Here is a 23,977-nt window from a genome sequence, read left to right on the forward strand (position 1 = left end):
GGCGGCAACCGGGCATAAGCGTTAAGCGCAGATCTCGTAACAGGGGATGTAGGCGGAACCTGGCAATTTCATACGATGCTGCGCGACGAAACCCTGCAGCAGATCGTCCATGCGACGCATCATTTCTCGATCGCCGTGGATTTTATACGGACCATTAGCTTCAATGGCGCGTATCCCGACCTCCTTCACGTTCCCCGCGACAATACCGGAGAAGGCGCGCCGCAGATCCGCCGCCAGAATCTCAACCGGCTGATCCGGGTACAGTTTCAGGTTGGCCATATTCTCATGCGACGGCTCAAACGGCACCTGAAGATCCGGTGCAATACGCATCGACCAGTTAAAACTATAGGCGTCGCCGGTATCGCGGCGATTCTCTTTCACTTGCGGCATCGCTTTCTTCATCAGTCGCGCTACTTCCGCCGCATCGTCAATGATGATGCGGTAATGACGGCGGGCCGCTTCGCCCAGCGTATGGGTAATAAACTCATCCAGCACGCGGAAGTAATCGGCGCTCTCTTTTGGTCCGGTCAGGATCAGCGGCAGCACCTGATTTTTATTGGCTGGATTCATCAGAATACCCAGCAAATAAAGCAGCTCTTCCGCCGTACCCACGCCGCCCGGGAAGATGATGATACCGTGTGCGATACGGACGAACGCTTCCAGGCGTTTTTCGATATCCGGCATGATGATCAGTTCGTTCACCAGCGGGTTAGGCGGTTCAGCCGCAATAATGGAAGGCTCAGTCATGCCGATAAAGCGGCTGTCTTTATAGCGCTGCTGCGCGTGACCGACCGCCGCTCCCTTCATGGGGGCTTCCATCGCCCCAGGGCCGCAGCCGGTGCAGATGTTCAGCTCGCGCAATCCCAACTGCGTGCCGACGCGACGGGCATACAGGTACTCGTTTTCGTTAATTGAGTGGCCGCCCCAGCATACCACCATGTTTGGCGCTTCGCCGACGTGCAGCGCCCGGGCGTTGCGCAAAATGGAGAACACCAGATTGGTGATATGTGTTGAGCTTTCAAGATCCAGATGCTGGAAACGGCCGGCATTGTGGATCTGCCCATTCACAAAGAGAATGTCGCGCAGCACCGCGAACAGGTTAGCCTGTAGCGCACGAATAATCCGCCCGTCAACAAAGGCGTCTTCAGGCGGATTAATCAATTCCAGCTTCACGCCGCGCTCGCGGCGCAGTACGTTAATATCGAAATTTTCAAAGCGGGACAGCAGCTCTTTGCTGTTGTCGGTCAGGCTGCCGGAGTTAAGAACGGCAAGTGAACAGTTACGAAACAGTTGATACAGGTCGCTACTGGCCGTGCGTTTCAGCATGTCCACTTCCAGTTGCGACAACATATCCATTGAGCCAAGCGGGCTAATATGTGTAATCAAGTAAACTCCTTATGGGACGCAACACGCCATTCCCTGTTGATTACAATAGCCCTGGCTGATGACCTTTCACAACCTTACATGCGCAATCCGGCACGCAAAATTGACAAAAAAGATTACTGACGCGCCAGCCTGCCCGTGGCGGGCACAAAATCGGTATTGCTGCGCCAGGGATTAATGTCCAGCCCGCCGCGGCGGGTATAGCGCGCATAAACGCTTAACGTTTCCGGCTGGCAGAAGCGCAGAATGTCATTGAAAATACGCTCTACGCACTGCTCGTGAAATTCATTATGGTGACGGAAGGAGACCAGATAACGCAGCAGTTTTTCCCTGTCGATTTGGCACCCGCGATACTGAATTTGTATCGAGCCCCAGTCCGGTTGGTGGGTGATCAGGCAGTTGGATTTCAACAGATGACTGACCAGCGTTTCTTCTACTTGCTTCTCGCCGCTGACCGCATGTTGCAGATAGTCGGTAGTAAACTGGTAGTTGTCGATACTGATATCCTGATCGTCAATACAGGTGCCGTGGAAATGGGCGACAGGCTGTCCTTCCAGCTCATCAAGACGATGAAGCCTCACGCTAACGTTGCCCTGCGCACAGGCGCGCAGATCGCGCTCCAGCGTCTGGCGCACCGTCTCCCAGGTGTCAAAGCGCGTCTGGTTAAAGCTGTTCAGATACAGTTTAAAGCTTTTGGATTCGATTAAATTAACGCTGGTGTAATCCAGTTCGACATGCCCGACGGCGACCTGCGGAAGACCCTGGCTGTTAAGCCAGGAAAGTTCATACAACGTCCAGATATCCGCGCCGTGGAACGGTAAATTATCGGCTGTTAATCCGAGCGGGTCGCGATTCAAACTGCGCGGTACGCCCTGCAGCAGGCTTGCGTCATAATTGTCCCGGTAATCCGTTGATTTTCCGAGAGTCAGGCCATCGAGAGCCTGATGGTTTTCATAAGAAGACATGTTTCACCGTCATAAACCAGATACACTATGCGCCAAGTGTATCCTGGCTTTTATGAAGAGAGAAACTGGTGGACGAACTGACAGCGCAGGCATTGAAAGCCTTTACGACGCGTTACTGCGACGCGTGGCAAGAAAAACACGGTAGCTGGCCGTTGAGCGAAGAACTGTATGGCGTACCTTCTCCGTGCATTATTTCTTCAACCCGCGATGCCGTTTACTGGCAGCCGCAACCTTTTGAAGGCGAAGAAAATGTAAACGCGGTTGAACGCGCCTTTGATATTATGGTACAACCTGCGCTCCACGCGTTTTACACCACGCAGTTTGCTGGCGACATGCCCGCGCAGTTTGCGGATGAAAAGCTTACGCTACTGCAAACCTGGAGTCAGGATGACTTTCGGCGCGTGCAGGAAAATCTGATAGGCCACCTGGTCACGCAAAAGCGGCTCAAGCTTCCTCCCACGCTTTTTATTGCGACGCAGGAAAATGAGCTTGAGGTCATTTCGGTCTGTAATCTGTCCGGCGAGGTGATTAAAGAAACGCTGGGCACCCGCAATCGTACCGTTCTTGCCGCAACGCTTGCGGAATTCCTTACGCAACTTAATCCTCTTCTGTAATCGTTTGCCCTAACGGGTGTGAGAGATCTCTTACAAAGTCTGTAGGAGATCGCCAGGATATCAGCGGATACTGAGTCCCGTTTTCTTATGTAAGTCTATATAAAACAACTAATTAAAATGTTTTTGCGCACTTTCATATGAAAATTTACTTAAGGTATTGTCTGTAAGCGTCTTGTAAGACAAGGTGAAACAGGCGATTCTATCTTCGTCGACAGGGAGTCGTACAACGAAGCGAACGTCAGGATGATGACGCTTCAGCAGGACACGCCAGGATGGTGTTACAAGGAAAGGCTTCAGGATGAAGCAAAGTGGAAAGCGCAGGATGCGTTAAAGGACACCTCCAGGACGGAGAACGAGAGCCGATCAGGATGTTCGGCGGGTCTGGATGACCAGGGACGCTTCAGGATGAAGCTATCACATCGGGCGATGTGCGCAGGATGCAAACGTTCAGGATGAACAGGCCGTAAGGTCACAGGAAAAGTTGTCACGGATGAGCAGGGAGCACGAAAAGTAGCTGGAATGCTGCGAAACGAACCGGGAGCACTGTTTATACAGTGCTCCCTTTTTTTTGTTATTCTGCGCGCCAGATTTTCATCATTGAGGTTTTAACATGACGACTCATGACCGTGTGCGTCAGCAGTTACATGCGCTTGAAACGCTGCTGCGCGAGCATCGCCACTGGCGGCTGGATGCGCCGCAGGCGCATTTGTTTACCAGCACCCAACCATTTTTTATGGATACCATGGAACCGCTGGAATGGCTGCAATGGGTATTGATCCCACGTATGCATACCCTACTTGATAATGCGCAGCCGCTGCCCGAGGCGTTTGCCGTCGCCCCTTATTATGAAATGGCGCTGGCGGCGGATCATCCGCAGCGGGAGGCGATCCTGGCGGTTTTGCAGGATCTGGATGCGCTATTCGTCCGCGATAAATCCTGATGCTGGAGATCCTCTATCAAGACCCGTGGCTGGTTGCCGTGAATAAACCCGCAGGCTGGCTTGTTCACCGGAGCTGGCTGGATCGCGACGAAAAAGTCGTGGTCATGCAAACGGTGCGCGACCAAATCGGCCAGCATGTTTTTACCGCCCACCGTCTCGACAGGCCCACGTCGGGCGTACTGTTAATGGGGCTGTCCAGCGAAGCGGGACGCCGTCTGGCGCAGCAGTTCGAGCAGCACCACATCCGTAAACGCTACCATGCCATTGTGCGCGGCTGGCTGATGGATGACGCGGTACTGGATTATCCGCTGGTGGAAGAGCGCGATAAAATTGCCGATAAATTCGCCCGCGAAGATAAAGCGCCCCAGCCGGCTGTAACGCAGTATCGCGGGCTGGCGACGGTCGAAATGGCGGTGCCGACCGGGCGTTATCCCACCACGCGTTATGGCCTGGTTGAGCTGGAACCAAAAACGGGACGCAAGCACCAGCTTCGTCGTCATCTGGCGCATCTGCGTCATCCTATCATCGGCGACAGCAAGCATGGCGATTTGCGACAAAACCGCAGCGCCGCAGAGCATTTTGCCTGTCGTCGCCTGATGCTTCATGCCAGTCGGCTTGAACTGACGCACCCCTTCACCGGACAGCCGTTGATAATTCAGGCCGGGTTGGATGAAACCTGGATGCAGGCGCTGACACAGTTTGGCTGGCGGGGACTTCTCCCTGACAATGAAAGGGTTGAGTTTACGGCGGCGTCCCGGCAGGATGAGACTCATCAGGCATAATTCAGGGAGATACGCATAATGGCAGAAATTGGTATTTTTGTCGGGACCATGTATGGCAACTCACTGCTGGTGGCGGAAGAAGCGGAAGCGATCCTCGCCAGACAGGGCCACAGCGCGACCGTGTTTGAAGATCCTGAACTGTCCGACTGGCAGCAATATCAGGATAAGGTTGCGCTGGTCGTTACCTCGACGACCGGGCAGGGCGATCTACCGGATAGCATTGCGCCGCTCTTTCACGGCATTAAAGATACGTTGGGTTTTCAGCCAAACCTGCGTTACGGGGTGATTGCGCTAGGTGATAGCAGCTACCCCAATTTCTGTAATGGCGGCAAACAGTTTGATGCCCTGTTGCAAGAACAAAGCGCGCAGCGGGTGGGGGAGATATTATTCATTGACGCCAGCGAACATCCGGAGCCGGAGAGCCAATCCAATCCCTGGGTTGAAAACTGGGGAACTTTACTTTCCTGAGGTAAATCCCTCCCCCCTACGGGAGGGTACCTTTTCGTTTGCTTGCGTTGCCAGTAAGCAAAATCACGACCTGTATACAGTGTAAAGTAACTGAATCGTGTTAGCTTTGGGCATATGCCCGCAAAAGCGGCAGTTTTTTACGGGCGTTTTCATGTGATCAAGCGACCTGTTTCACATTCTTCTCTTTTTATTCCTCCTGCGTCGACGCCTGGCGCCTTCTGATTTCATTTCCGTGAAGTGGCTTCCACTGTCCTGGGCTTTTGCCATAAACAGGCGTAATTCATCGCCAAAATACTGTGTTGTTGCACGGTGAGTGTGTGTGGCGCGCTTTTTATACTTCTCCTGCCAGTGAATAAAAGCATGCAGCGTGCAAAGCAAACGACCTAATAAAAGCTGCAACAAGGAAACGTTATCTCTGATTCCCTACCGGTTGTGCAGTTCAGAGTGAGCGTAGCTAACGCGAAATTTCAGGAGTGCAACAATGAGTTCATTAAGTCACGCGGCGAGCAGTGCGGAGAAACGCACGAACGCCCGCTACTGGATAGTGGTGATGCTGTTTATCGTCACATCCTTCAACTACGGCGACCGCGCCACATTGTCCATTGCCGGCTCAGAAATGGCCAAAGATATCGGCCTTGATCCGGTAGGCATGGGCTATGTTTTTTCTGCTTTTTCATGGGCCTATGTTATCGGGCAGATCCCGGGCGGCTGGCTGCTGGACCGCTTTGGTTCCAAACGCGTCTATTTCTGGTCTATTTTCATTTGGTCAGTCTTCACCCTGTTGCAGGGTTTTGTCGATATCTTTAGTGGTTTCGGCATTATTGTCGCCCTCTTTACGCTTCGTTTCCTGGTTGGTCTGGCGGAATCGCCTTCTTTCCCGGGTAACAGTCGCATCGTTGCAGCCTGGTTCCCGGCGCAGGAGAGGGGAACGGCGGTGGCCATCTTTAACTCCGCGCAATACTTTGCCACGGTTATTTTCGCGCCGATTATGGGCTGGCTGACGCACGAAGTGGGCTGGTCGCATGTCTTCTTCTTTATGGGCGGGTTAGGGATCATCATCAGCTTTATCTGGTTGAAAGTTATCCATGAACCAAATAACCATCCGGGCGTAAATAAGAAAGAGTTGGAGTACATCGCAGAAGGCGGCGCGCTGATCAATATGGATCAGAAAGACACTAAAGCGAAAGTACCGTTTAGCGTCAAATGGGGCCAGATCAAACAGCTGCTGGGCTCTCGTATGATGATTGGCGTTTACATCGGTCAGTACTGTATTAACGCATTGACCTATTTCTTTATTACCTGGTTCCCGGTCTATTTGGTCCAGGCGCGCGGCATGTCGATTCTCAAAGCGGGCTTTGTCGCCTCGGTTCCTGCGGTCTGCGGCTTTATCGGCGGCGTGTTGGGCGGCATCATTTCCGACTGGCTGATGCGTCGTACCGGCTCCCTGAATATCGCGCGCAAGACGCCGATTGTGCTGGGGATGTTGCTGTCAATGGTCATGGTGTTCTGTAACTATGTGAACGTGGAATGGATGATCATCGGCTTTATGGCGTTGGCCTTCTTCGGTAAAGGTATCGGCGCGTTGGGCTGGGCAGTAATGGCGGATACCGCGCCGAAAGAGATCAGCGGTCTTTCCGGCGGCTTGTTTAATATGTTCGGCAATATCTCCGGTATTGTGACGCCAATCGCGATTGGTTACATCGTTGGCACCACCGGTTCCTTCAACGGCGCGTTGATCTATGTCGGCGTACATGCCCTGGTGGCCATCATCAGCTATCTGGTGCTGGTAGGCGATATTAAGCGTATTGAACTGAAACCTGTCGCAGGACAATTATCATGACAACGCAATCCAGTCCCGTTATTACGGACATGAAGGTCATTCCGGTTGCCGGACATGACAGTATGCTACTCAACATCGGCGGCGCGCATAACGCGTACTTCACCCGTAACATCGTCGTCCTCACCGATAACGCCGGGCATACTGGCGTCGGCGAGGCGCCGGGCGGAGAAGTGATTTATCAGACGCTGGTCGATGCTATTCCGATGGTATTAGGCCAGGAAGTCGCCCGCCTGAACAAAGTGGTGCAACAGGTGCATAAAGGCAACCAGGCTGCTGATTTTGACACCTTTGGTAAAGGCGCATGGACGTTTGAACTGCGGGTTAACGCGGTGGCAGCTTTGGAAGCGGCGCTGCTTGATCTACTGGGGCAGGCGCTTAATGTGCCGGTCTGTGAACTGTTAGGACCCGGTAAACAGCGCGATGCCGTCACCGTGTTGGGCTATCTCTTCTATATTGGCGATCGCACTAAAACCGATCTGCCGTATCTGGAAAGCACGCCGGGCAGTCATGAATGGTATCGCCTGCGCCATCAGGAAGCGCTGAACAGCGACGCGGTCGTGCGGCTGGCGGAAGCGTCTCAGGATCGCTACGGCTTTAAAGATTTTAAACTCAAGGGCGGCGTGCTGCCGGGCGAACAAGAGATTGATACCGTTCGCGCGCTAAAAAAACGCTTCCCGGACGCGCGTATTACCGTGGATCCGAACGGCGCCTGGCTACTGGATGAAGCCATTGCGTTGTGCAAAGGGCTGAATGATGTACTGACCTACGCGGAAGATCCGTGCGGCGCGGAGCAAGGATTCTCTGGTCGTGAAGTCATGGCGGAGTTCCGCCGCGCGACAGGACTGCCGGTGGCGACCAATATGATTGCCACCAACTGGCGTGAAATGGGACACGCGGTGATGCTCAACGCGGTAGATATTCCTCTTGCCGACCCGCATTTCTGGACCCTCACCGGCGCCGTTCGCGTTGCGCAACTGTGCGATGACTGGGGGCTAACCTGGGGCTGCCATTCGAATAACCATTTTGATATTTCACTGGCGATGTTTACCCATGTCGGCGCGGCGGCGCCAGGCAAACCCACCGCTATTGATACGCACTGGATCTGGCAGGAGGGCGATTGCCGCCTGACTAAAAATCCGCTGGAAATTAAAAACGGCAAAATTGCCGTTCCGGATGCGCCAGGACTGGGCGTGGAGCTTGACTGGGAACAGGTGCGAAAAGCGCATGACGCGTATAAAAAGCTGCCAGGCGGCGCGCGTAATGATGCAGGCCCGATGCAATACCTGATCCCCGGCTGGACTTTTGACCGCAAACGCCCTGTTTTTGGTCGTCACTAATTCTGAATAAGGACACAGTTATGAGTACTCAATTTACGACGCCTGTAGTGACTGAAATGCAGGTTATCCCGGTTGCGGGTCATGACAGTATGCTGATGAACCTGAGCGGCGCGCACGCCCCGTTCTTCACGCGCAACATCGTCATTATTAAAGATAACTCCGGCCATACCGGGGTCGGCGAGATTCCGGGCGGCGAAAAAATTCGCAAAACGCTGGAAGATGCGATCCCACTGGTGGTGGGAAAAACGCTGGGTGAATATAAAAATGTCCTGACCGCCGTTCGCAACCAGTTTGCCGATCGCGATGCGGGCGGACGCGGTTTACAAACATTCGATCTCCGTACCACTATCCATGTGGTGACTGGTATTGAAGCGGCAATGCTTGACCTTTTGGGCCAACACCTGGGCGTCAACGTCGCTTCGCTGTTAGGCGACGGTCAGCAGCGCAGCGAAGTCGAAATGCTGGGTTATCTGTTCTTTGTCGGCAATCGCAAGGCTACGCCGCTGCCGTATCAGAGCCAGCCGGATGAGCAATGCGACTGGTATCGTCTGCGCCATGAAGAGGCGATGACGCCGGAAACGGTAGTGCGTCTGGCGGAAGCTGCCTATGAAAAATACGGCTTCAACGACTTCAAACTGAAAGGCGGCGTGCTGGCGGGCGAAGAAGAGGCCGAGTCAATAGTAGCGCTGGCGAAACGTTTCCCACAAGCGCGCGTCACGCTCGATCCAAACGGTGCCTGGTCGCTGAACGAAGCGATCAGCATTGGTAAATACCTGAAAGGTTCTCTGGCCTATGCAGAAGATCCGTGTGGCGCGGAACAGGGTTTTTCCGGGCGTGAAGTGATGGCGGAATTCCGTCGCGCGACCGGATTACCGACGGCCACCAATATGATAGCGACCGACTGGCGTCAAATGGGGCATACGCTGTCGCTGCAATCCGTCGATATCCCGCTGGCGGACCCGCACTTCTGGACTATGCAAGGCTCTGTACGCGTGGCGCAAATGTGTCATGAGTTCGGTCTGACCTGGGGCTCGCACTCTAACAACCACTTTGATATTTCGTTGGCGATGTTTACCCATGTTGCCGCGGCGGCGCCGGGCAAGATCACCGCGATCGATACCCACTGGATCTGGCAGGAAGGCAACCAACGTCTGACTAAAGAACCGTTTGAAATTAAAGGCGGCATGGTGCAAGTACCGACCAAACCGGGGCTGGGCGTTGAGCTCGATATGGATCAGGTGATGAAAGCGCATGAGCTCTATCAAAAACATGGCTTAGGCGCGCGTGACGACGCGATGGGAATGCAGTACTTAATTCCTGGCTGGACGTTTGATAATAAGCGTCCTTGCATGGTGCGTTAAGTCAGAACCGGTTCCGTAAGGAACCGGTGCTTCTCTGGGTGTATGCTTAACAGGATCAACATGCGTAAGGACGACTTATGAAAATAGTGATCGCACCAGACTCGTATAAGGAAAGTTTGAGTGCTCTTGAGGTAGCGACCGCCATTGAACAAGGATTTCGCGAGATCTGGCCTGACGCCGATTACCTGAAATTGCCGCTGGCTGATGGCGGAGAAGGTACTGTCGAAGCGATGGTTGAAGCGACGGCGGGTCGAATCGTGCATGTTGAGGTCACCGGGCCGTTGGGGCATCGCGTCAATGCGTTTTATGGGCTTTCCGGCGATGCGCGTTCCGCGTTCATTGAAATGGCGGCCGCCAGCGGGCTGGAGCAGGTGCCGCCCGCGCAACGCGATCCGCTGAAGACCACGTCATGGGGAACCGGCGAGCTGATCCGTCATGCGCTGGATGCGGGCGTTGAGCATATCATTATTGGTATCGGCGGTAGCGCCACCAACGATGGTGGCGCGGGGATGGTACAGGCGCTGGGGGCCAGGCTACGGGATGCGCAGGGCAATGATATTGCGCAAGGCGGCATTGGGCTGGAAACACTCGCCAGCATTGATATCAGCGGCCTGGATAAGCGTTTGTCGGCGTGCCATATAGAGGTCGCCTGCGATGTCACGAATCCCCTTACCGGCAAAGAGGGCGCGTCTGCGGTTTTTGGTCCGCAAAAAGGGGCGACGCCGGAAATGATTGAACGCCTGGATACGGCATTGACTCGCTATGCGCATTTGATTGCCCGCGATCTGCATGTCGATGTGTTGGATCTGGCAGGCGGCGGCGCGGCAGGCGGCATGGGGGCGGCGTTATACGCGTTTTGCGGCGCGCAGCTACGGCGTGGTATTGAGATTGTCACCGATGCGCTTCATCTGGAAGCGTGTCTTGCGGATGCTGATTTAGTCATCACCGGCGAGGGACGCATCGACAGTCAGACCATTCACGGTAAAGTCCCTATTGGCGTGGCAAACATCGCCAAACGGTATAACAAGCCGGTAATTGGTATTGCGGGTAGCCTGACGGCGGACGTTGGCGTGGTTCATGAACATGGGCTTGATGCCGTTTTCAGCGTGATTTATACCATCTGCACGCTGGAGGACGCGCTGAAGAATGCGAGTGAAAACGTACGAATGACCGCGCGCAACGTGGCTGCAACGCTGAAAGCGGGGCAACAGTTACGCTGAGTTGTAGGCCGGATAAGGCGGTCACGCCGCCATCCGGCGAATATCAGCCTAATATCTTCTTCGCTTCACGCGCGACATTATCCATCTCATCCAGCAGCTCCAGAAACTCAGGCTCCAGCTCCTCTTCGTGGACGCCGCTGCGAAGCTGTTGCTCAATAAGCTGGCAAAGGTTCTTCATCCGCGGTACGCCGCTATAGCCGCAGCTCCCGTGTAGCTTATGGACCAGATCGACCAGACCGTTGGGATTTTCTCCCACCAGTTGTTCTTCAATTTTGTTGCGCACTTCCGGCAGAAAATCAATCAGCATTTGCAGCATATCCCGCGCCAGATCGGGCTTACCGGCAGCCTGGCGGAGCGCAAGCTGCCAGTCGAGCGTTGCATTCGGATTGAAGATAAATTCAGCCGGTTCCGGCGCCATCAGACGCGCTGCTACGTTGGCGCCAGGTTTATAGCGCAGCAACAGATTATGCAACTTCTCTTCTTCTATCGGTTTAGCCAGATAGTCGTTCATGCCCGCGCTGAGCAACTTCTCTTTTTGCCCGGCCATCGCATGTGCCGTAACGGCAATAACCGGTGTTTGCTGCTGATGAGGAAGCTGGTGAATCAATTCGCAGGCGCGTATGCCGTCCATATCCGGCATCTGAATATCCATCAAAATCAGATCAAACTGCATTTGTTTCGCCCGATCCACCGCCTGATGTCCGCTATCACAAAGTTCTACGTGCTGGACTTTATCTTCCAGTAACGCGCCGATAAGCTTCAGATTAGCGGGATTATCATCAACCGCCATAACCGTCATGGTGATTTTACTGGTATCCATTAGCAGCGGTTCAGGATGGTGATTCAACTGGCAATATTCCGTCAGCGCTGGCAACAGGCGCGTTGACGTCAATGGTTTTAACAGACAGGCCGCCGCGCCTCCTTGTTTCAGCTTTTCGGCGTTAATTTGCGCATGGCAAGGTAGCGCCAGCAGTAGAAAGTCCGTCATTGACGCTGCTTTCGCCAGACGTTCATGCTGCATGGTGAGCGGCTCGCGGAAGGTCACCGGAACGCTCAAAATCATAATATCGTAGTGCGCTAACGGCAGCGCGGAGAAGGTCGGGCTGTAAACCACTTCCACCGGCGTGTCGCTCAGCAGATCCAGGGTACATTGCGCGGCGGTAGCATTCGGTTCGATATAAGCCAGTCGTTTCCCGGCCAGACACGCGGTCGACGGCCCGTCAATAATGACATTTGGGTTAAGATCAAGATTAATATGAAACCAGAAGGTCGAGCCGCGATTAGGCTGGCTGTGGAAAGAGATATCCCCGCCCATTTCGTTGACCAGCTTTTGCGTAATCACCAGCCCAAGCCCGGTGCCGCCGTGACGGCGAGAAATACTGGCATCGGCCTGGCGAAACGCCTGAAACAGTCGCGACTGGTCGCGCTCCGGAATGCCGATCCCCGTATCCCGGATCTGCACTTCAATCTGTACTTTGGTGTTACTGAGCGCCCGCTTTTCTACCAGAATGTCGATATTGCCACTCTCGGTGAACTTAATGGCATTACCCACCAGATTAGTAATGACCTGTTGCAGGCGCAGCGGGTCGCCAATCACATTATCCGGGACGTCGTTTTTAATATTTAACGTCAACTCCAGCCCTTTATCATGCGACGAGTGGGCCAGCAGCGTAACCACTTCATCCAGCGTGTTGCGCAGTGGAAAAGGGATACTTTCCAGAATGAGCTTACCGGCTTCCAGCTTGGAGAAGTCGAGCACGTCATTAATGATCGCCAGCAGATTATTCGCGGAACGCTCAATGGTGTTCAGATGGTCACGCTGGGTGGGGTTCAGCTCCGTTTTTAATGTCAGGCGGGTAAAGCCAATGACGCCGTTCAGCGGCGTTCGCAGTTCGTGCGACATGTTCGCCAGGAACTCCGACTTAATACGCGCCGCTTCCTGGGCACGCTTTTTCGCCAGATCCAGCTCAACGTTTTGGATTTCCATCTGCTCAAGGGTTTCACGCAGGTCCGAAGTGGCCTGATCGATATTATGCTGCATCTCTTCGTGATAGGCGGCAAGCGACATCGCCATGGAATTAATGCCGTTTTTCAGCATATCCAGTTCGCCCAGCATAAATCCTTCCACCCGGCTATCCAGTTGTCCGCGGCGAATGCGGTCAACGGTATTCACCATATTACGGATAGGCCCGGTGACATCGCGCATAAGCCGCCAGCCAAAGATCAGCGCAATGCCAATACAAAAAAGCATCATCACGCTGGAGATAAAAATCTCTTTGTATTGCTGTAGCCTGACCGACTTGAGATCCAGTTCAAGCGCCACATACCCCAGCATATTTTTGGTATTTTTCGCGTCGGCAATCGCTGACTCGTCCGGCGAATAGCTCTCCGAGATAATCGGGGTGCGCAGAATCATAATATCGCCGTGGCGATCGACGCTCAGACGACGTGGAAACGGCGCTCCGGCGGGAAGCTGCATCTGTGAGGGGTCCAGATGGAAATTAGACGTTACAAACAGGCGGTTATGATCGTCATAAACGGAAATCGCCCGCACAATATCAGAGTGTCTGCGGTGCAGGACGCTGATAAGTTGGCCGATAGACTCCCGGTTTTGTAAGTTCATACCATATTCGCTGGAGACGGCGAGCGGTTCAATAATACTGGCGCCGGCATCTTCCAGTTGACGCTGCAGGTCGTTATAGCGGTGCACTACAAAAAAGATACTGAGCAGCAAACCTATCAGGACGGTCGGGGCCAGGATCAGAATCATCATGCGTGCGCGCAGGCTGTAGTTGGTCATGGAGTTCCGTTATGGGACAATTAGGGTCACACTGTTAAATTGAGAAAAAGCTGGTCAATGGCGCAATTCTACTCTGCAAAACGGCGCGTGACGACGCGTCAGATCATAACCGTTAAAGTCAATGACCTCGATTCATTTGGTCAGGGCGTAGCCCGTCATAACGGAAAGGCGCTGTTTATCCCCGGTTTATTGCCTGAGGAAAGCGCAGAAGTCATTATTACAGAAGATAAAAAGCAATTTGCCCGCGCACGCGTTTCGCGCCGTTTGAATGATAGCCCGGAACGAGAAACGCCGCGCTGCCCGCATTTTGGCGTCTGCGGCGGTTGTCAGCAACAGCATGTCAGCATCGCCCTGCAACAACGCAGCAAAAGCGCGGCGCTGGCGCGTTTGATGAAACACGAGGTGAATGACATCATCGCCGGCGCGCCCTGGGGTTATCGGCGTCGTGCGCGGTTAAGTCTGAATTGCCCGCCGGATAAACCGCTGCAAATGGGATTTCGCAAAGCGGGTTCCAGCGATATCGTCAATGTCGAACAGTGCCCCGTTTTGGCGCCCCAGCTTGAAGCATTGCTGCCCCGAATCAGGGCGTGTCTGGCGAGTTTACACGGCACCCGACATCTTGGGCATGTTGAGCTGGTACAGGCGGGAAGCGGTACGCTGATGATCCTGCGCCATACCGCGCCATTAAGTGCGGCGGATAAAGAAAAACTGGAACGCTTTTCGCATTCTGAGGGATTGTCTCTGTTCCTGGCGCCGTTTAGCGAGATACTGGAAACGGTATCTGGCGAAGCGCCCTGGTATGATTCGCACGGCTTACGTTTAGCCTTCAGTCCGCGAGACTTTATTCAGGTTAATGAGGCGGTAAACCAGCAAATGGTCGCCCGCGCGCTGGAGTGGCTTGATGTGCGCGCCGAGGATCGTGTCCTGGATCTGTTCTGCGGAATGGGGAATTTTACGCTACCGCTGGCAACGCGTGCGGCAAGCGTGGTAGGGGTTGAGGGCGTTCAGGCGCTGGTAGAAAAAGGCCGTGAAAACGCCATCCGCAATGGTTTACATAATGTGACATTCTTCCACGAGAACCTGGAGGAAGATGTCACGAAGCAGCCGTGGGCGAAAAACGGCTTTGACAAAGTCTTACTCGATCCTGCGCGTGCGGGGGCTACAGGAGTGATGCGACATATTATAAAATTAAAACCTATTCGCATTGTTTATGTATCCTGTAACCCGGCGACGCTGGCGCGCGATAGTGAAGCGCTAGTCAATGCGGGATATGAGGTTACGCGTTTAGCGATGCTCGACATGTTCCCGCACACAGGACATCTGGAATCCATGGTTCTGTTCGAGCGCATGTAATGATTACCGGCTTACCGACTTCGGTAGGCCTGGTCCCTTAAGGAGAGGACGATGGTCGCGGTAAGAAGTGCACATATTAATAAAGCTGGTGAATTTGATCCGAAGAAGTGGATCGCAAGCCTGGGAATTTCCAGCCAGCAGTCGTGTGAGCGCTTAGCCGAAACCTGGGCGTATTGCCTGCAACAGACACAAGGACATCCGGATGCGGATCTGTTGCTGTGGCGTGGCGTGGAGATGGTAGAAATTCTTTCCACGCTGAGTATGGATATCGACACGCTGCGGGCGGCGCTACTGTTCCCTCTGGCTGACGCCAACGTAGTCAGCGAAGATGTACTGCGCGAAAGCGTCGGCAAATCTATCGTTACCCTGATTCATGGCGTGCGCGATATGGCGGCGATCCGCCAGTTAAACGCCACTCATAATGATTCTGTTTCTTCGGAGCAGGTCGATAACGTCCGTCGAATGTTATTGGCGATGGTGGATGATTTCCGCTGCGTGGTGATCAAACTGGCCGAGCGAATCGCTCATTTGCGCGAAGTGAAAGAGGCGCCGGAAGATGAGCGCGTGCTGGCGGCGAAAGAATGTACCAACATCTATGCGCCGCTCGCTAATCGTCTGGGCATCGGGCAACTGAAGTGGGAACTGGAAGACTACTGTTTCCGCTACCTGCATCCGGCGGAATACAAACGCATCGCCAAACTGCTGCATGAGCGCCGTCTCGATCGCGAACATTACATCGAAGAGTTTGTTGGACATCTGCGCGCCGAAATGAAAAACGAAGGCGTGCAGGCGGAAGTCTACGGACGACCAAAACATATTTATAGCATCTGGCGCAAAATGCAGAAAAAGCATCTGGCGTTTGATGAACTCTTTGACGTGCGCGCCGTGCGTATTGTCGCTGAACGTCTGCAGGACTGCTACGCCGCGTTGGGGATAGTGCATACGCACTATCGTCACCTGCCGGATGAATTCGATGATTATGTCGCTAACCCCAAACCGAACGGTTACCAGTCTATCCACACCGTGGTTCTGGGGCCGGGCGGTAAAACCGTTGAGATCCAGATCCGTACCAAACAGATGCATGAAGACGCCGAACTGGGCGTGGCGGCACACTGGAAGTATAAAGAAGGCGCCGCGTCCGGCGGCGTGCGTTCCGGTCATGAAGACAGAATTGCGTGGCTGCGTAAGCTGATCGCCTGGCAGGAAGAGATGGCCGATTCCGGCGAAATGCTGGATGAAGTGCGCAGCCAGGTGTTTGACGATCGGGTCTACGTTTTTACGCCAAAAGGCGACGTGGTTGACTTGCCTGCCGGATCTACGCCGCTCGATTTTGCTTACCACATCCACAGCGATGTCGGGCACCGCTGCATCGGCGCGAAAATTGGTGGGCGCATCGTACCGTTTACCTACCAGTTACAGATGGGCGATCAGGTTGAAATTATCACGCAGAAGCAGCCGAATCCCAGCCGCGACTGGCTGAATCCAAACCTGGGCTATGTGACGACCAGCCGTGGACGCTCGAAAATTCACGCCTGGTTCCGTAAACAGGACCGTGACAAAAATATCCTGGCTGGACGGCAGATCCTCGACGATGAGCTGGCGCATTTGGGGATTAGCCTGAAAGAGGCCGAGAAACATCTGCTGCCGCGCTACAACTTTAATGAGCTGGAAGAGTTGCTGGCGGCGATAGGCGGCGGCGATATCCGTCTTAATCAGATGGTGAATTTCCTGCAATCGCAGTTCAATAAGCCGAGTGCGGAGGAGCAGGATGCAGCGGCGCTGAAACAGCTTCAGCAAAAAACATACGCGCCGCAAAATCGTCGTAAAGACGACGGGCGCGTGGTGGTAGAAGGCGTGGGTAACCTGATGCACCACATTGCCCGCTGCTGCCAGCCGATTCCGGGGGATGAAATTGTCGGCTTCATTACTCAGGGGCGGGGGATTTCCGTGCACCGGGCCGACTGCGAACAGCTGGCGGAACTGCGCTCCCATGCGCCGGAGCGGATCGTAGAGGCGGTATGGGGCGAAAGCTACTCGGCGGGATATTCGCTGGTGGTGCGCGTCCAGGCCAACGATCGCAGCGGTTTATTGCGTGATATCACCACCATTCTGGCTAACGAAAAAGTCAACGTGCTGGGTGTCGCCAGCCGCAGCGACATTAAACAGCAGATCGCCACCATTGATATGACCATCGAGATCTACAACCTGCAGGTGCTGGGCCGCGTGCTCGGTAAGCTGAACCAGGTGCCGGATGTGATTGATGCACGGCGACTGCACGGGGGGTAAACCCCAGACACTAATAGTGTAGCGGCTTTGCTACTCGTTCAGCAAAGCCGCATTAGCAACCCCATAAGCATGAGATATGGGGTATGTTTTTGACGTACATTTCATTTCCGGTGTACTCTTATGTAAGATTTATACTTACAGTGGAGGCTGTTATGGCCAGAACAATGACCGTTGATCTTGGCGATGAACTGCGCGAGTTTATTGAATCGCTCATAGAATCAGGTGATTACAGAACACAAAGTGAAGTGATCAGAGAGTCTCTTCGTCTGCTGAGGGAAAAACAGGCCGAGTCACGACTTCAGGCGTTACGTGAACTTCTGGCTGAAGGTCTGAACAGCGGAGAGCCGCAGGCCTGGGAAAAGGATGCCTTTTTACGGAAGGTCAAAACAGGGATGATCAAACCCGATGAGAATGGTAAAATTAACGCCAAAGGCCAGTGAAGATCTGGAAAATATCTGGCATTACGGCTGGCAGCATTTTGGCGAAATAAAGGCCGATCGATATATTAATCATCTATCAGAAATATTCAGCATTATGAGTGCCAATAACATTGGCACGCCTCGACCTGAACTGGGTGAATACATTTATGCCTTACCGTTTGAAAGGCATATTATCTATTTTATACAATCAGTTACGGAAGTTATCGTGATACGTATTCTGAGCCAGAATCAGGATGCTGGTAAGCATGTAAATTGGTTATAGCCTTTTTATCTAAAAAACAAGTGTGAGAGAGCAGGGGGAATCAACAATATTACCAAGGAAAGTGACCTTCGCTGTGTTGCTACCCGCGGCTTGAGCGCCGGAGACAATTCCCATAACTAAAGATGCAGTTACTGCCAGTTTACAAAAATGAGATGACTTCATCGTGTTATCCTTAATTAACGTGTTTTATGGCAACATTTTGTACGCGTATACCAAGGGATATGCGGCATAGAGCCATGCTGCGGGCTTTGGGTAAAAAATAGGTCATAATAAAAATATTATATTTCTACATTTTTATGAGTATATTCTTATGAGCTGAATGATCGTACCTGCTCATAGAATATTATATGTAATACTTTCAATATATTTATTTCATGTATGTTCCAGAAAAAACAAAAAAAGTGGTCTTTTTTGAATATTAAACTGGCGTGCATGCTACTCGTTTTTCCGTAAAAGTGAAATAATTTATTTTTTTTGAAAGGGAAGTCTCTTTGGGTGGGGTGCTTATAGTGTTTGCATAATTTTTTTACTTAATTGATGTTATTTATAATGTCTGGTACAAATATCTGTTTTTTTAATAAATTAGTTATATGATTATTATATTGTTGTGTATCGATTAATAATTTTAAAGTTATACGGGAAAGGTAGCATTCAACACCTGTTAACAATATATTTTATTATATAGGCGTTGTCGTAGTGTCTCTGTGCGTGAATGGTTAAGAATAATACGTTACAATTGTCGCTAGTATTTACAACCGATTAAAAACCATGACAACTAACCATCAAATTGACCGTCTTCTCACCCTCATGCAGCGCCTGCGTGACCCGGAAAACGGCTGCCCGTGGGATAAAGAGCAGACCTTCGCCAGCATCGCGCCTTATACGCTGGAAGAAACCTATGAAGTACTGGATGCGATTGCGCGTGAGGATTTTGACGATTTGCGCGGCGAACTGGGCGACCTGTTGTTCCAGGTGGTGTTTTACGCGCAGATGGCGCAGGAAGAAGGCCGCTTCGATTTTAATGATATCTGCGCTGCCATCAGCGACAAGCTGGAGCGCCGCCATCCGCATGTTTTTGGCGAGCTTTCCGCGGATAATAGCGAAGAAGCATTAGTTCGCTGGGAACAAATCAAAATGGAAGAGCGCGCGCAAAAAGCGCAGCATTCCGCGCTGGACGATATTCCGCGTAGTTTACCGGCCTTAATGCGCGCGCAAAAAATCCAGAAACGGTGTTCAAACGTGGGCTTCGACTGGACGACGCTGGGGCCGGTCGTCGATAAGGTCTATGAAGAGATCGATGAGGTGATGTTCGAGGCGCGGCAGGCGGTTGTTGATCAGGCTAAACTGGAAGAGGAAATGGGCGATTTGCTCTTTGCCACGGTCAACATGGCGCGTCATTTAGGTACGAAAGCGGAGCTCGCTTTGCAAAAAGCGAACGATAAATTTGAACGTCGTTTTCGCGAAGTTGAACGTATTGTCGCAGCCAGAGGCCTGGAAATGACCGGGGTGGACCTGGAAACAATGGAAGAAGTTTGGCAGGAAGTAAAACGCCAGGAAATTGATCTCTAAAGGTTTTAGGCGGTCAAGAGCGATTTGTGTGATTTTTTAAATAACAAGCGCTTGATTTACGTCAAAAACATTTACCTCAAAGGGGCTATTTTCTCCCTCCCTGTGTGAATGTCAGCCTGACGAAGAGGAGGAATAATGAAAGTTTGTGGCGTAGGTCATGTTCGGGTATACTGCTTTCCCGTCCTGGTTATTCCATCGTCTTTTAAACCTAACTTCTCAGGTTCCGCATGACAACGAACTATATTTTTGTGACCGGCGGGGTCGTATCCTCTCTGGGTAAAGGCATTGCCGCAGCCTCCCTCGCAGCCATTCTGGAAGCCCGTGGTCTCAACGTGACCATCATGAAACTGGATCCGTACATCAACGTCGATCCGGGTACTATGAGCCCAATCCAACACGGGGAAGTGTTCGTTACTGAAGACGGCGCTGAAACCGACCTGGACCTGGGGCACTACGAGCGTTTCATCCGCACCAAGATGTCTCGCCGCAACAACTTCACGACTGGCCGTATCTACTCCGACGTTCTGCGTAAAGAACGCCGTGGCGACTATCTGGGCGCAACCGTACAGGTCATCCCTCACATCACTAACGCGATTAAAGAGCGCGTGCTGGAAGGCGGCGAAGGCCACGATGTGGTACTGGTGGAAATCGGCGGTACCGTCGGTGATATCGAATCGCTGCCGTTTCTTGAGGCGATTCGTCAATTGGCGGTAGATATCGGTCGTGAACACGCGCTGTTTATGCACCTGACGCTGGTACCTTACCTGGCGGCTGCGGGCGAAGTGAAAACTAAACCGACTCAGCACTCCGTGAAAGAGCTGCTGTCTATCGGTATTCAGCCCGATATTCTGATCTGTCGTTCCGACCGCGCGGTTCCTGCCAACGAGCGTGCAAAAATTGCATTGTTCTGTAATGTGCCGGAAAAAGCCGTTATTTCAATGAAAGATGTCGATTCCATTTATAAAATTCCAGGCCTGTTGAAATCTCAGGGGCTTGATGATTATATTTGTAAACGATTCAGCTTGAACTGTCCGGAAGCTAACCTGTCTGAATGGGAACAGGTCATTTACGAAGAAGCGAACCCGGCAGGCGAAGTGACTATCGGCATGGTCGGCAAATATATTGAACTGCCGGATGCCTATAAGTCGGTGATCGAAGCGCTGAAACACGGTGGTCTGAAAAACCGCGTTACCGTCAACATCAAATTGATCGATTCGCAAGATGTTGAAACGCGCGGCGTCGAAATTCTGAAAGATTTGGACGCTATCCTGATCCCCGGCGGCTTCGGCTATCGTGGCGTTGAAGGTAAAATCGCCACTGCGCGCTATGCGCGTGAAAATAATATTCCTTATCTGGGCATTTGCCTGGGGATGCAGGTTGCGTTGATTGAGTTCGCTCGTAACGTGGCCGGCATGGACAACGCCAACTCAACGGAATTTGTGCCAGACTGTAAGTACCCGGTTGTGGCGTTAATTACCGAGTGGCGCGATGAAGACGGTAACGTTGAAGTCCGTAGCGAGAAGAGCGATCTGGGCGGCACCATGCGCCTGGGCGCGCAGCAGTGCCAGCTTAGCGATGACAGCTTGGTACGTCAGTTGTACGGCGCGCCGACGATTGTTGAACGTCATCGCCATCGTTACGAAGTCAACAATATGTTGTTGAAACAAATTGAAGCAGCGGGTCTGCGTGTCGCAGGCCGTTCCGGTGATGATCAGTTAGTCGAGATCATTGAGGTACCGAATCATCCGTGGTTCGTGGCCTGTCAGTTCCATCCGGAATTTACTTCCACGCCGCGTGATGGACATCCGTTGTTCGCCGGCTTTGTTAAAGCCGCCAACGAGCATCAGAAACGTCAGGCGAAGTAAAAAAGTTAGAACGGCGGTGCACCCTCAGCGGTGCACCGTTTGTCTGAAGTTTTAGTTTAACTAGTGACTTGAGGAAAACCTAATGTCCAAAATCGTTAAAGTCATCGGTCGTGAAATCATCGACTCCCGTGGTAACCCGACTGTTGAAGCTGAAGTACACCTGGAAGGTGGTTTCGTAGGTATGGCGGCGGCTCCGTCAGGTGCTTCTACTGGTTCCCGCGAAGCGCTGGAACTGCGCGATGGCGACAAATCCCGTTTCCTGGGTAAAGGCGTAACCAAAGCTGTTGGCGCGGTTAACGGCCCGATCGCTCAGGCTATTCTTGGCAAAGACGCTAAAGACCAGGCTGGCATCGACAAAATCATGATCGACCTGGACGGTACTGAAAACAAATCTAACTTCGGTGCAAACGCCATTCTGGCTGTCTCTCTGGCTAACGCCAAAGCTGCTGCTGCCGCTAAAGGTATGCCGCTGTACGAGCACATTGCTGAACTGAACGGCACTCCGGGCAAATACTCCATGCCGGTTCCGATGATGAACATCATCAACGGCGGCGAGCACGCTGACAACAACGTCGACATCCAGGAATTCATGATCCAGCCGGTTGGCGCGAAAACGGTTAAAGAAGCCATCCGTATGGGTTCTGAAGTTTTCCATCACCTGGCAAAAGTGCTGAAAGGCAAAGGCATGAACACCGCTGTGGGTGACGAAGGCGGCTATGCGCCGAACCTGGGCTCCAACGCGGAAGCACTGGCTGTTATCGCTGAAGCGGTTAAAGCGGCTGGTTACGAGCTGGGTAAAGACATCACCCTGGCGATGGACTGCGCAGCATCTGAATTCTACAAAGACGGTAAATACGTTCTGGCTGGCGAAGGCAACAAAGCGTTCACCTCCGAAGAATTCACCCACTTCCTGGAAGAACTGACCAAACAGTACCCGATCGTTTCCATCGAAGATGGTCTGGACGAGTCTGACTGGGACGGTTTTGCATACCAGACCAAAGTACTGGGCGACAAAATCCAGCTGGTTGGTGACGACCTGTTCGTAACCAACACCAAAATCCTGAAAGAAGGCATCGAGAAAGGCATCGCTAACTCCATCCTGATCAAATTCAACCAGATCGGTTCTCTGACCGAAACTCTGGCTGCAATCAAGATGGCGAAAGACGCTGGCTACACTGCTGTCATCTCTCACCGTTCTGGTGAAACTGAAGACGCTACCATCGCTGACCTGGCTGTTGGTACCGCTGCAGGTCAGATCAAAACCGGTTCTATGAGCCGTTCTGACCGCGTTGCTAAATACAACCAGCTGATTCGTATCGAAGAAGCTCTGGGCGAAAAAGCACCGTACAACGGTCGTAAAGAGATCAAAGGCCAGGCGTAATCCTGCTTTTAGCTCTTAACGTAAAAACCCGCTTCGGCGGGTTTTTTTGTATCGGTTCAATAGCGCAGCCGCTGTGCATGACCGGGCAGACGAAATCTGCAATAATTAACGATTATCCCCTTAACAGAGAACGCTATGCAGTACCCGATTAACGAGATGTTCCAGACCCTACAAGGCGAGGGTTATTTTACCGGCGTCCCCGCTATTTTTATTCGTTTACAGGGATGTCCGGTCGGCTGTGCCTGGTGTGATACTAAGCATACCTGGGATAAACTGAGCGATCGGGAAGTGTCTCTGTTCAGCATTCTGGCAAAAACCAAAGAGAGCGACAAATGGGGTGCTGCGAGCAGTGAAGACTTGCTGGCAGTGATTAATCGTCAGGGCTATACCGCGCGTCACGTTGTCATCACCGGTGGCGAACCCTGTATTCACGACCTCATGCCGCTCACCGATCTGCTTGAAAAGAGTGGCTTTAGTTGTCAGATTGAGACCAGCGGGACGCACGAAGTGCGCTGTACGCCCAATACCTGGGTAACGGTTTCACCAAAAGTGAATATGCGCGGAGGATATGACGTGCTTTCCCAGGCGCTGGAGCGCGCCAATGAAATCAAGCATCCCGTTGGGCGAGTTCGTGATATTGAGGCGCTGGATGAACTGTTAGCCACGTTGAGCGATGATAAACCGCGCGTGATTGCTTTGCAGCCCATTAGCCAGAAAGAAGACGCGACGCGTCTGTGTATTGAAACGTGTATTGCACGTAACTGGCGGCTGTCTATGCAAACGCATAAATATTTAAATATCGCCTGATGCATTACTAATCTTACAGACGGCCTGCCGATGCCGTCTGTGACTCATCCATTACCTTGCATTGTTTATTTTCTCTATGTGAATTTCGATGAGTGTATAAAAGCGCTGATAAATTTTTCCATAGCGATGCACGGATCACGCTATTTTGGTAAATTTAAAGAAAAAATCATTCTATAAACTTTTTTGCATCAAAATCAGCAAATTAGCTGTTCTTTAATAATTTAAATTGCTGCGATTATGTTGGTAGAATGTGGTGCTGATAAAAAGTAGTTTATAAACAATGATATACGTTTAGTGTGTTCCC

At 52.4% G+C, this 23,977-nt stretch carries 19 protein-coding genes, 1 pseudogene and 1 CRISPR repeat array (1 of these 21 running past the window's edge); of the genes and pseudogenes, 16 read left to right on the forward strand and 4 right to left on the reverse strand.

From position 1 onward, the window contains the following. Positions 1 to 21: 21 nt before the first annotated feature. Positions 22 to 1,386, reverse strand: a complete 1,365-nt coding sequence (gene ppnN / locus NA197_RS06540) for a nucleotide 5'-monophosphate nucleosidase PpnN (protein ID WP_000627973.1) — start codon at positions 1,384 to 1,386, stop codon at positions 22 to 24. 113 nt (positions 1,387 to 1,499) lie between these two features. Then, positions 1,500 to 2,348: an NADPH-dependent 7-cyano-7-deazaguanine reductase QueF gene (queF, locus tag NA197_RS06545; protein ID WP_023261238.1), complete on the reverse strand. Its 849-nt coding sequence runs from the start codon at positions 2,346 to 2,348 to the stop codon at positions 1,500 to 1,502. A 68-nt stretch (positions 2,349 to 2,416) separates the two neighbouring features. On the opposite strand from queF, the gene syd reads away from it, so the two are divergent. The 8 genes from syd (at position 2,417) to NA197_RS06585 (ending at position 10,910) form a co-directional block, all read left to right on the forward strand. Next, on the forward strand, positions 2,417 to 2,962 hold the full coding sequence (syd, locus tag NA197_RS06550; RefSeq protein ID WP_000343990.1) for a SecY-interacting protein: 546 nt from the start codon (positions 2,417 to 2,419) through the stop codon (positions 2,960 to 2,962). A 610-nt stretch (positions 2,963 to 3,572) separates the two neighbouring features. Then, entirely contained in the window at positions 3,573 to 3,902 is a 330-nt protein-coding gene (locus tag NA197_RS06555; protein ID WP_000207010.1) for a YqcC family protein, read from the forward strand. After that, positions 3,902 to 4,684, forward strand: coding sequence for a tRNA pseudouridine(65) synthase TruC (gene truC / locus NA197_RS06560; protein ID WP_000890028.1), 783 nt, complete (start codon positions 3,902 to 3,904; stop codon positions 4,682 to 4,684). Before NA197_RS06555 ends, truC begins: the two co-directional genes overlap by 1 nt. Before the next feature lie 18 nt (positions 4,685 to 4,702). After that, positions 4,703 to 5,152, forward strand: coding sequence for a flavodoxin (locus NA197_RS06565; RefSeq protein WP_000807735.1), 450 nt, complete (start codon positions 4,703 to 4,705; stop codon positions 5,150 to 5,152). Positions 5,153 to 5,633: 481 nt separating this feature from the next. Further along, complete coding sequence (gene gudP / locus NA197_RS06570; RefSeq protein WP_000097015.1) at positions 5,634 to 6,992, forward strand: galactarate/glucarate/glycerate transporter GudP; 1,359 nt, start codon at positions 5,634 to 5,636, stop codon at positions 6,990 to 6,992. After that, positions 6,989 to 8,329, forward strand: coding sequence for an enolase C-terminal domain-like protein (locus tag NA197_RS06575; protein WP_000211806.1), 1,341 nt, complete (start codon positions 6,989 to 6,991; stop codon positions 8,327 to 8,329). Before gudP ends, NA197_RS06575 begins: the two co-directional genes overlap by 4 nt. 20 nt (positions 8,330 to 8,349) lie before the next feature. After that, positions 8,350 to 9,690 (forward strand): glucarate dehydratase, encoded by a 1,341-nt coding sequence (gene gudD / locus NA197_RS06580; protein ID WP_000107113.1) that lies wholly within the window; start codon positions 8,350 to 8,352, stop codon positions 9,688 to 9,690. A 77-nt stretch (positions 9,691 to 9,767) separates the two neighbouring features. Continuing rightward, positions 9,768 to 10,910: a glycerate kinase gene (locus NA197_RS06585; protein ID WP_000706477.1), complete on the forward strand. Its 1,143-nt coding sequence runs from the start codon at positions 9,768 to 9,770 to the stop codon at positions 10,908 to 10,910. A gap of 43 nt (positions 10,911 to 10,953) precedes the next feature. On the opposite strand, the gene barA is transcribed toward NA197_RS06585, so the two are convergent. Continuing rightward, a complete protein-coding gene (gene barA / locus NA197_RS06590) occupies positions 10,954 to 13,710 on the reverse strand; it encodes a two-component sensor histidine kinase BarA (RefSeq protein WP_000186397.1) in 2,757 nt (918 codons plus the stop codon). 57 nt (positions 13,711 to 13,767) lie between these two features. Between barA and rlmD the strand changes: the two genes are divergently transcribed. The 4 genes from rlmD (at position 13,768) to NA197_RS06610 (ending at position 18,051) form a co-directional block, all read left to right on the forward strand. Beyond that, on the forward strand, positions 13,768 to 15,063 hold the full coding sequence (gene rlmD, locus NA197_RS06595; protein WP_023244875.1) for a 23S rRNA (uracil(1939)-C(5))-methyltransferase RlmD: 1,296 nt from the start codon (positions 13,768 to 13,770) through the stop codon (positions 15,061 to 15,063). A gap of 51 nt (positions 15,064 to 15,114) precedes the next feature. Beyond that, positions 15,115 to 17,349, forward strand: a complete 2,235-nt coding sequence (gene relA, locus NA197_RS06600; protein WP_000226841.1) for a GTP diphosphokinase — start codon at positions 15,115 to 15,117, stop codon at positions 17,347 to 17,349. 83 nt (positions 17,350 to 17,432) lie between these two features. Continuing rightward, on the forward strand, positions 17,433 to 17,789 hold the full coding sequence (locus NA197_RS06605) for a type II toxin-antitoxin system ParD family antitoxin (RefSeq protein WP_000480218.1): 357 nt from the start codon (positions 17,433 to 17,435) through the stop codon (positions 17,787 to 17,789). Beyond that, a complete protein-coding gene (locus NA197_RS06610; protein ID WP_001581580.1) occupies positions 17,755 to 18,051 on the forward strand; it encodes a type II toxin-antitoxin system RelE/ParE family toxin in 297 nt (98 codons plus the stop codon). Before NA197_RS06605 ends, NA197_RS06610 begins: the two co-directional genes overlap by 35 nt. Positions 18,052 to 18,069: 18 nt before the next feature. Here the strand turns inward: NA197_RS06610 and NA197_RS06615 are convergent. Beyond that, positions 18,070 to 18,213, reverse strand: a pseudogene (locus NA197_RS06615) (fimbrial protein); the annotation flags it as partial. Positions 18,214 to 18,819: 606 nt separating this feature from the next. Here NA197_RS06615 and mazG point away from each other — a divergent pair. The 4 genes from mazG to queE all read left to right on the forward strand — a co-directional run bounded on the left by mazG (position 18,820) and on the right by queE (position 23,673). Beyond that, positions 18,820 to 19,620: a nucleoside triphosphate pyrophosphohydrolase gene (mazG, locus tag NA197_RS06620; RefSeq protein WP_064042871.1), complete on the forward strand. Its 801-nt coding sequence runs from the start codon at positions 18,820 to 18,822 to the stop codon at positions 19,618 to 19,620. Between the two features lie 227 nt (positions 19,621 to 19,847). Further along, a complete protein-coding gene (gene pyrG / locus NA197_RS06625) occupies positions 19,848 to 21,485 on the forward strand; it encodes a glutamine hydrolyzing CTP synthase (protein ID WP_000210861.1) in 1,638 nt (545 codons plus the stop codon). An 82-nt stretch (positions 21,486 to 21,567) separates the two neighbouring features. Then, positions 21,568 to 22,866 (forward strand): phosphopyruvate hydratase, encoded by a 1,299-nt coding sequence (gene eno / locus NA197_RS06630; protein WP_000036734.1) that lies wholly within the window; start codon positions 21,568 to 21,570, stop codon positions 22,864 to 22,866. A 135-nt stretch (positions 22,867 to 23,001) separates the two neighbouring features. After that, positions 23,002 to 23,673, forward strand: a complete 672-nt coding sequence (queE, locus tag NA197_RS06635; protein WP_001199961.1) for a 7-carboxy-7-deazaguanine synthase QueE — start codon at positions 23,002 to 23,004, stop codon at positions 23,671 to 23,673. Between the two features lie 296 nt (positions 23,674 to 23,969). Further along, positions 23,970 to 23,977: direct repeats of the CRISPR family, unit length 29 nt; it runs 1,547 nt beyond the window's last position.

The sequence above is a fragment of the Salmonella sp. NW884 genome (assembly GCF_051700745.1).
Classification (GTDB): Bacteria; Pseudomonadota; Gammaproteobacteria; order Enterobacterales; family Enterobacteriaceae; genus Salmonella; species Salmonella enterica.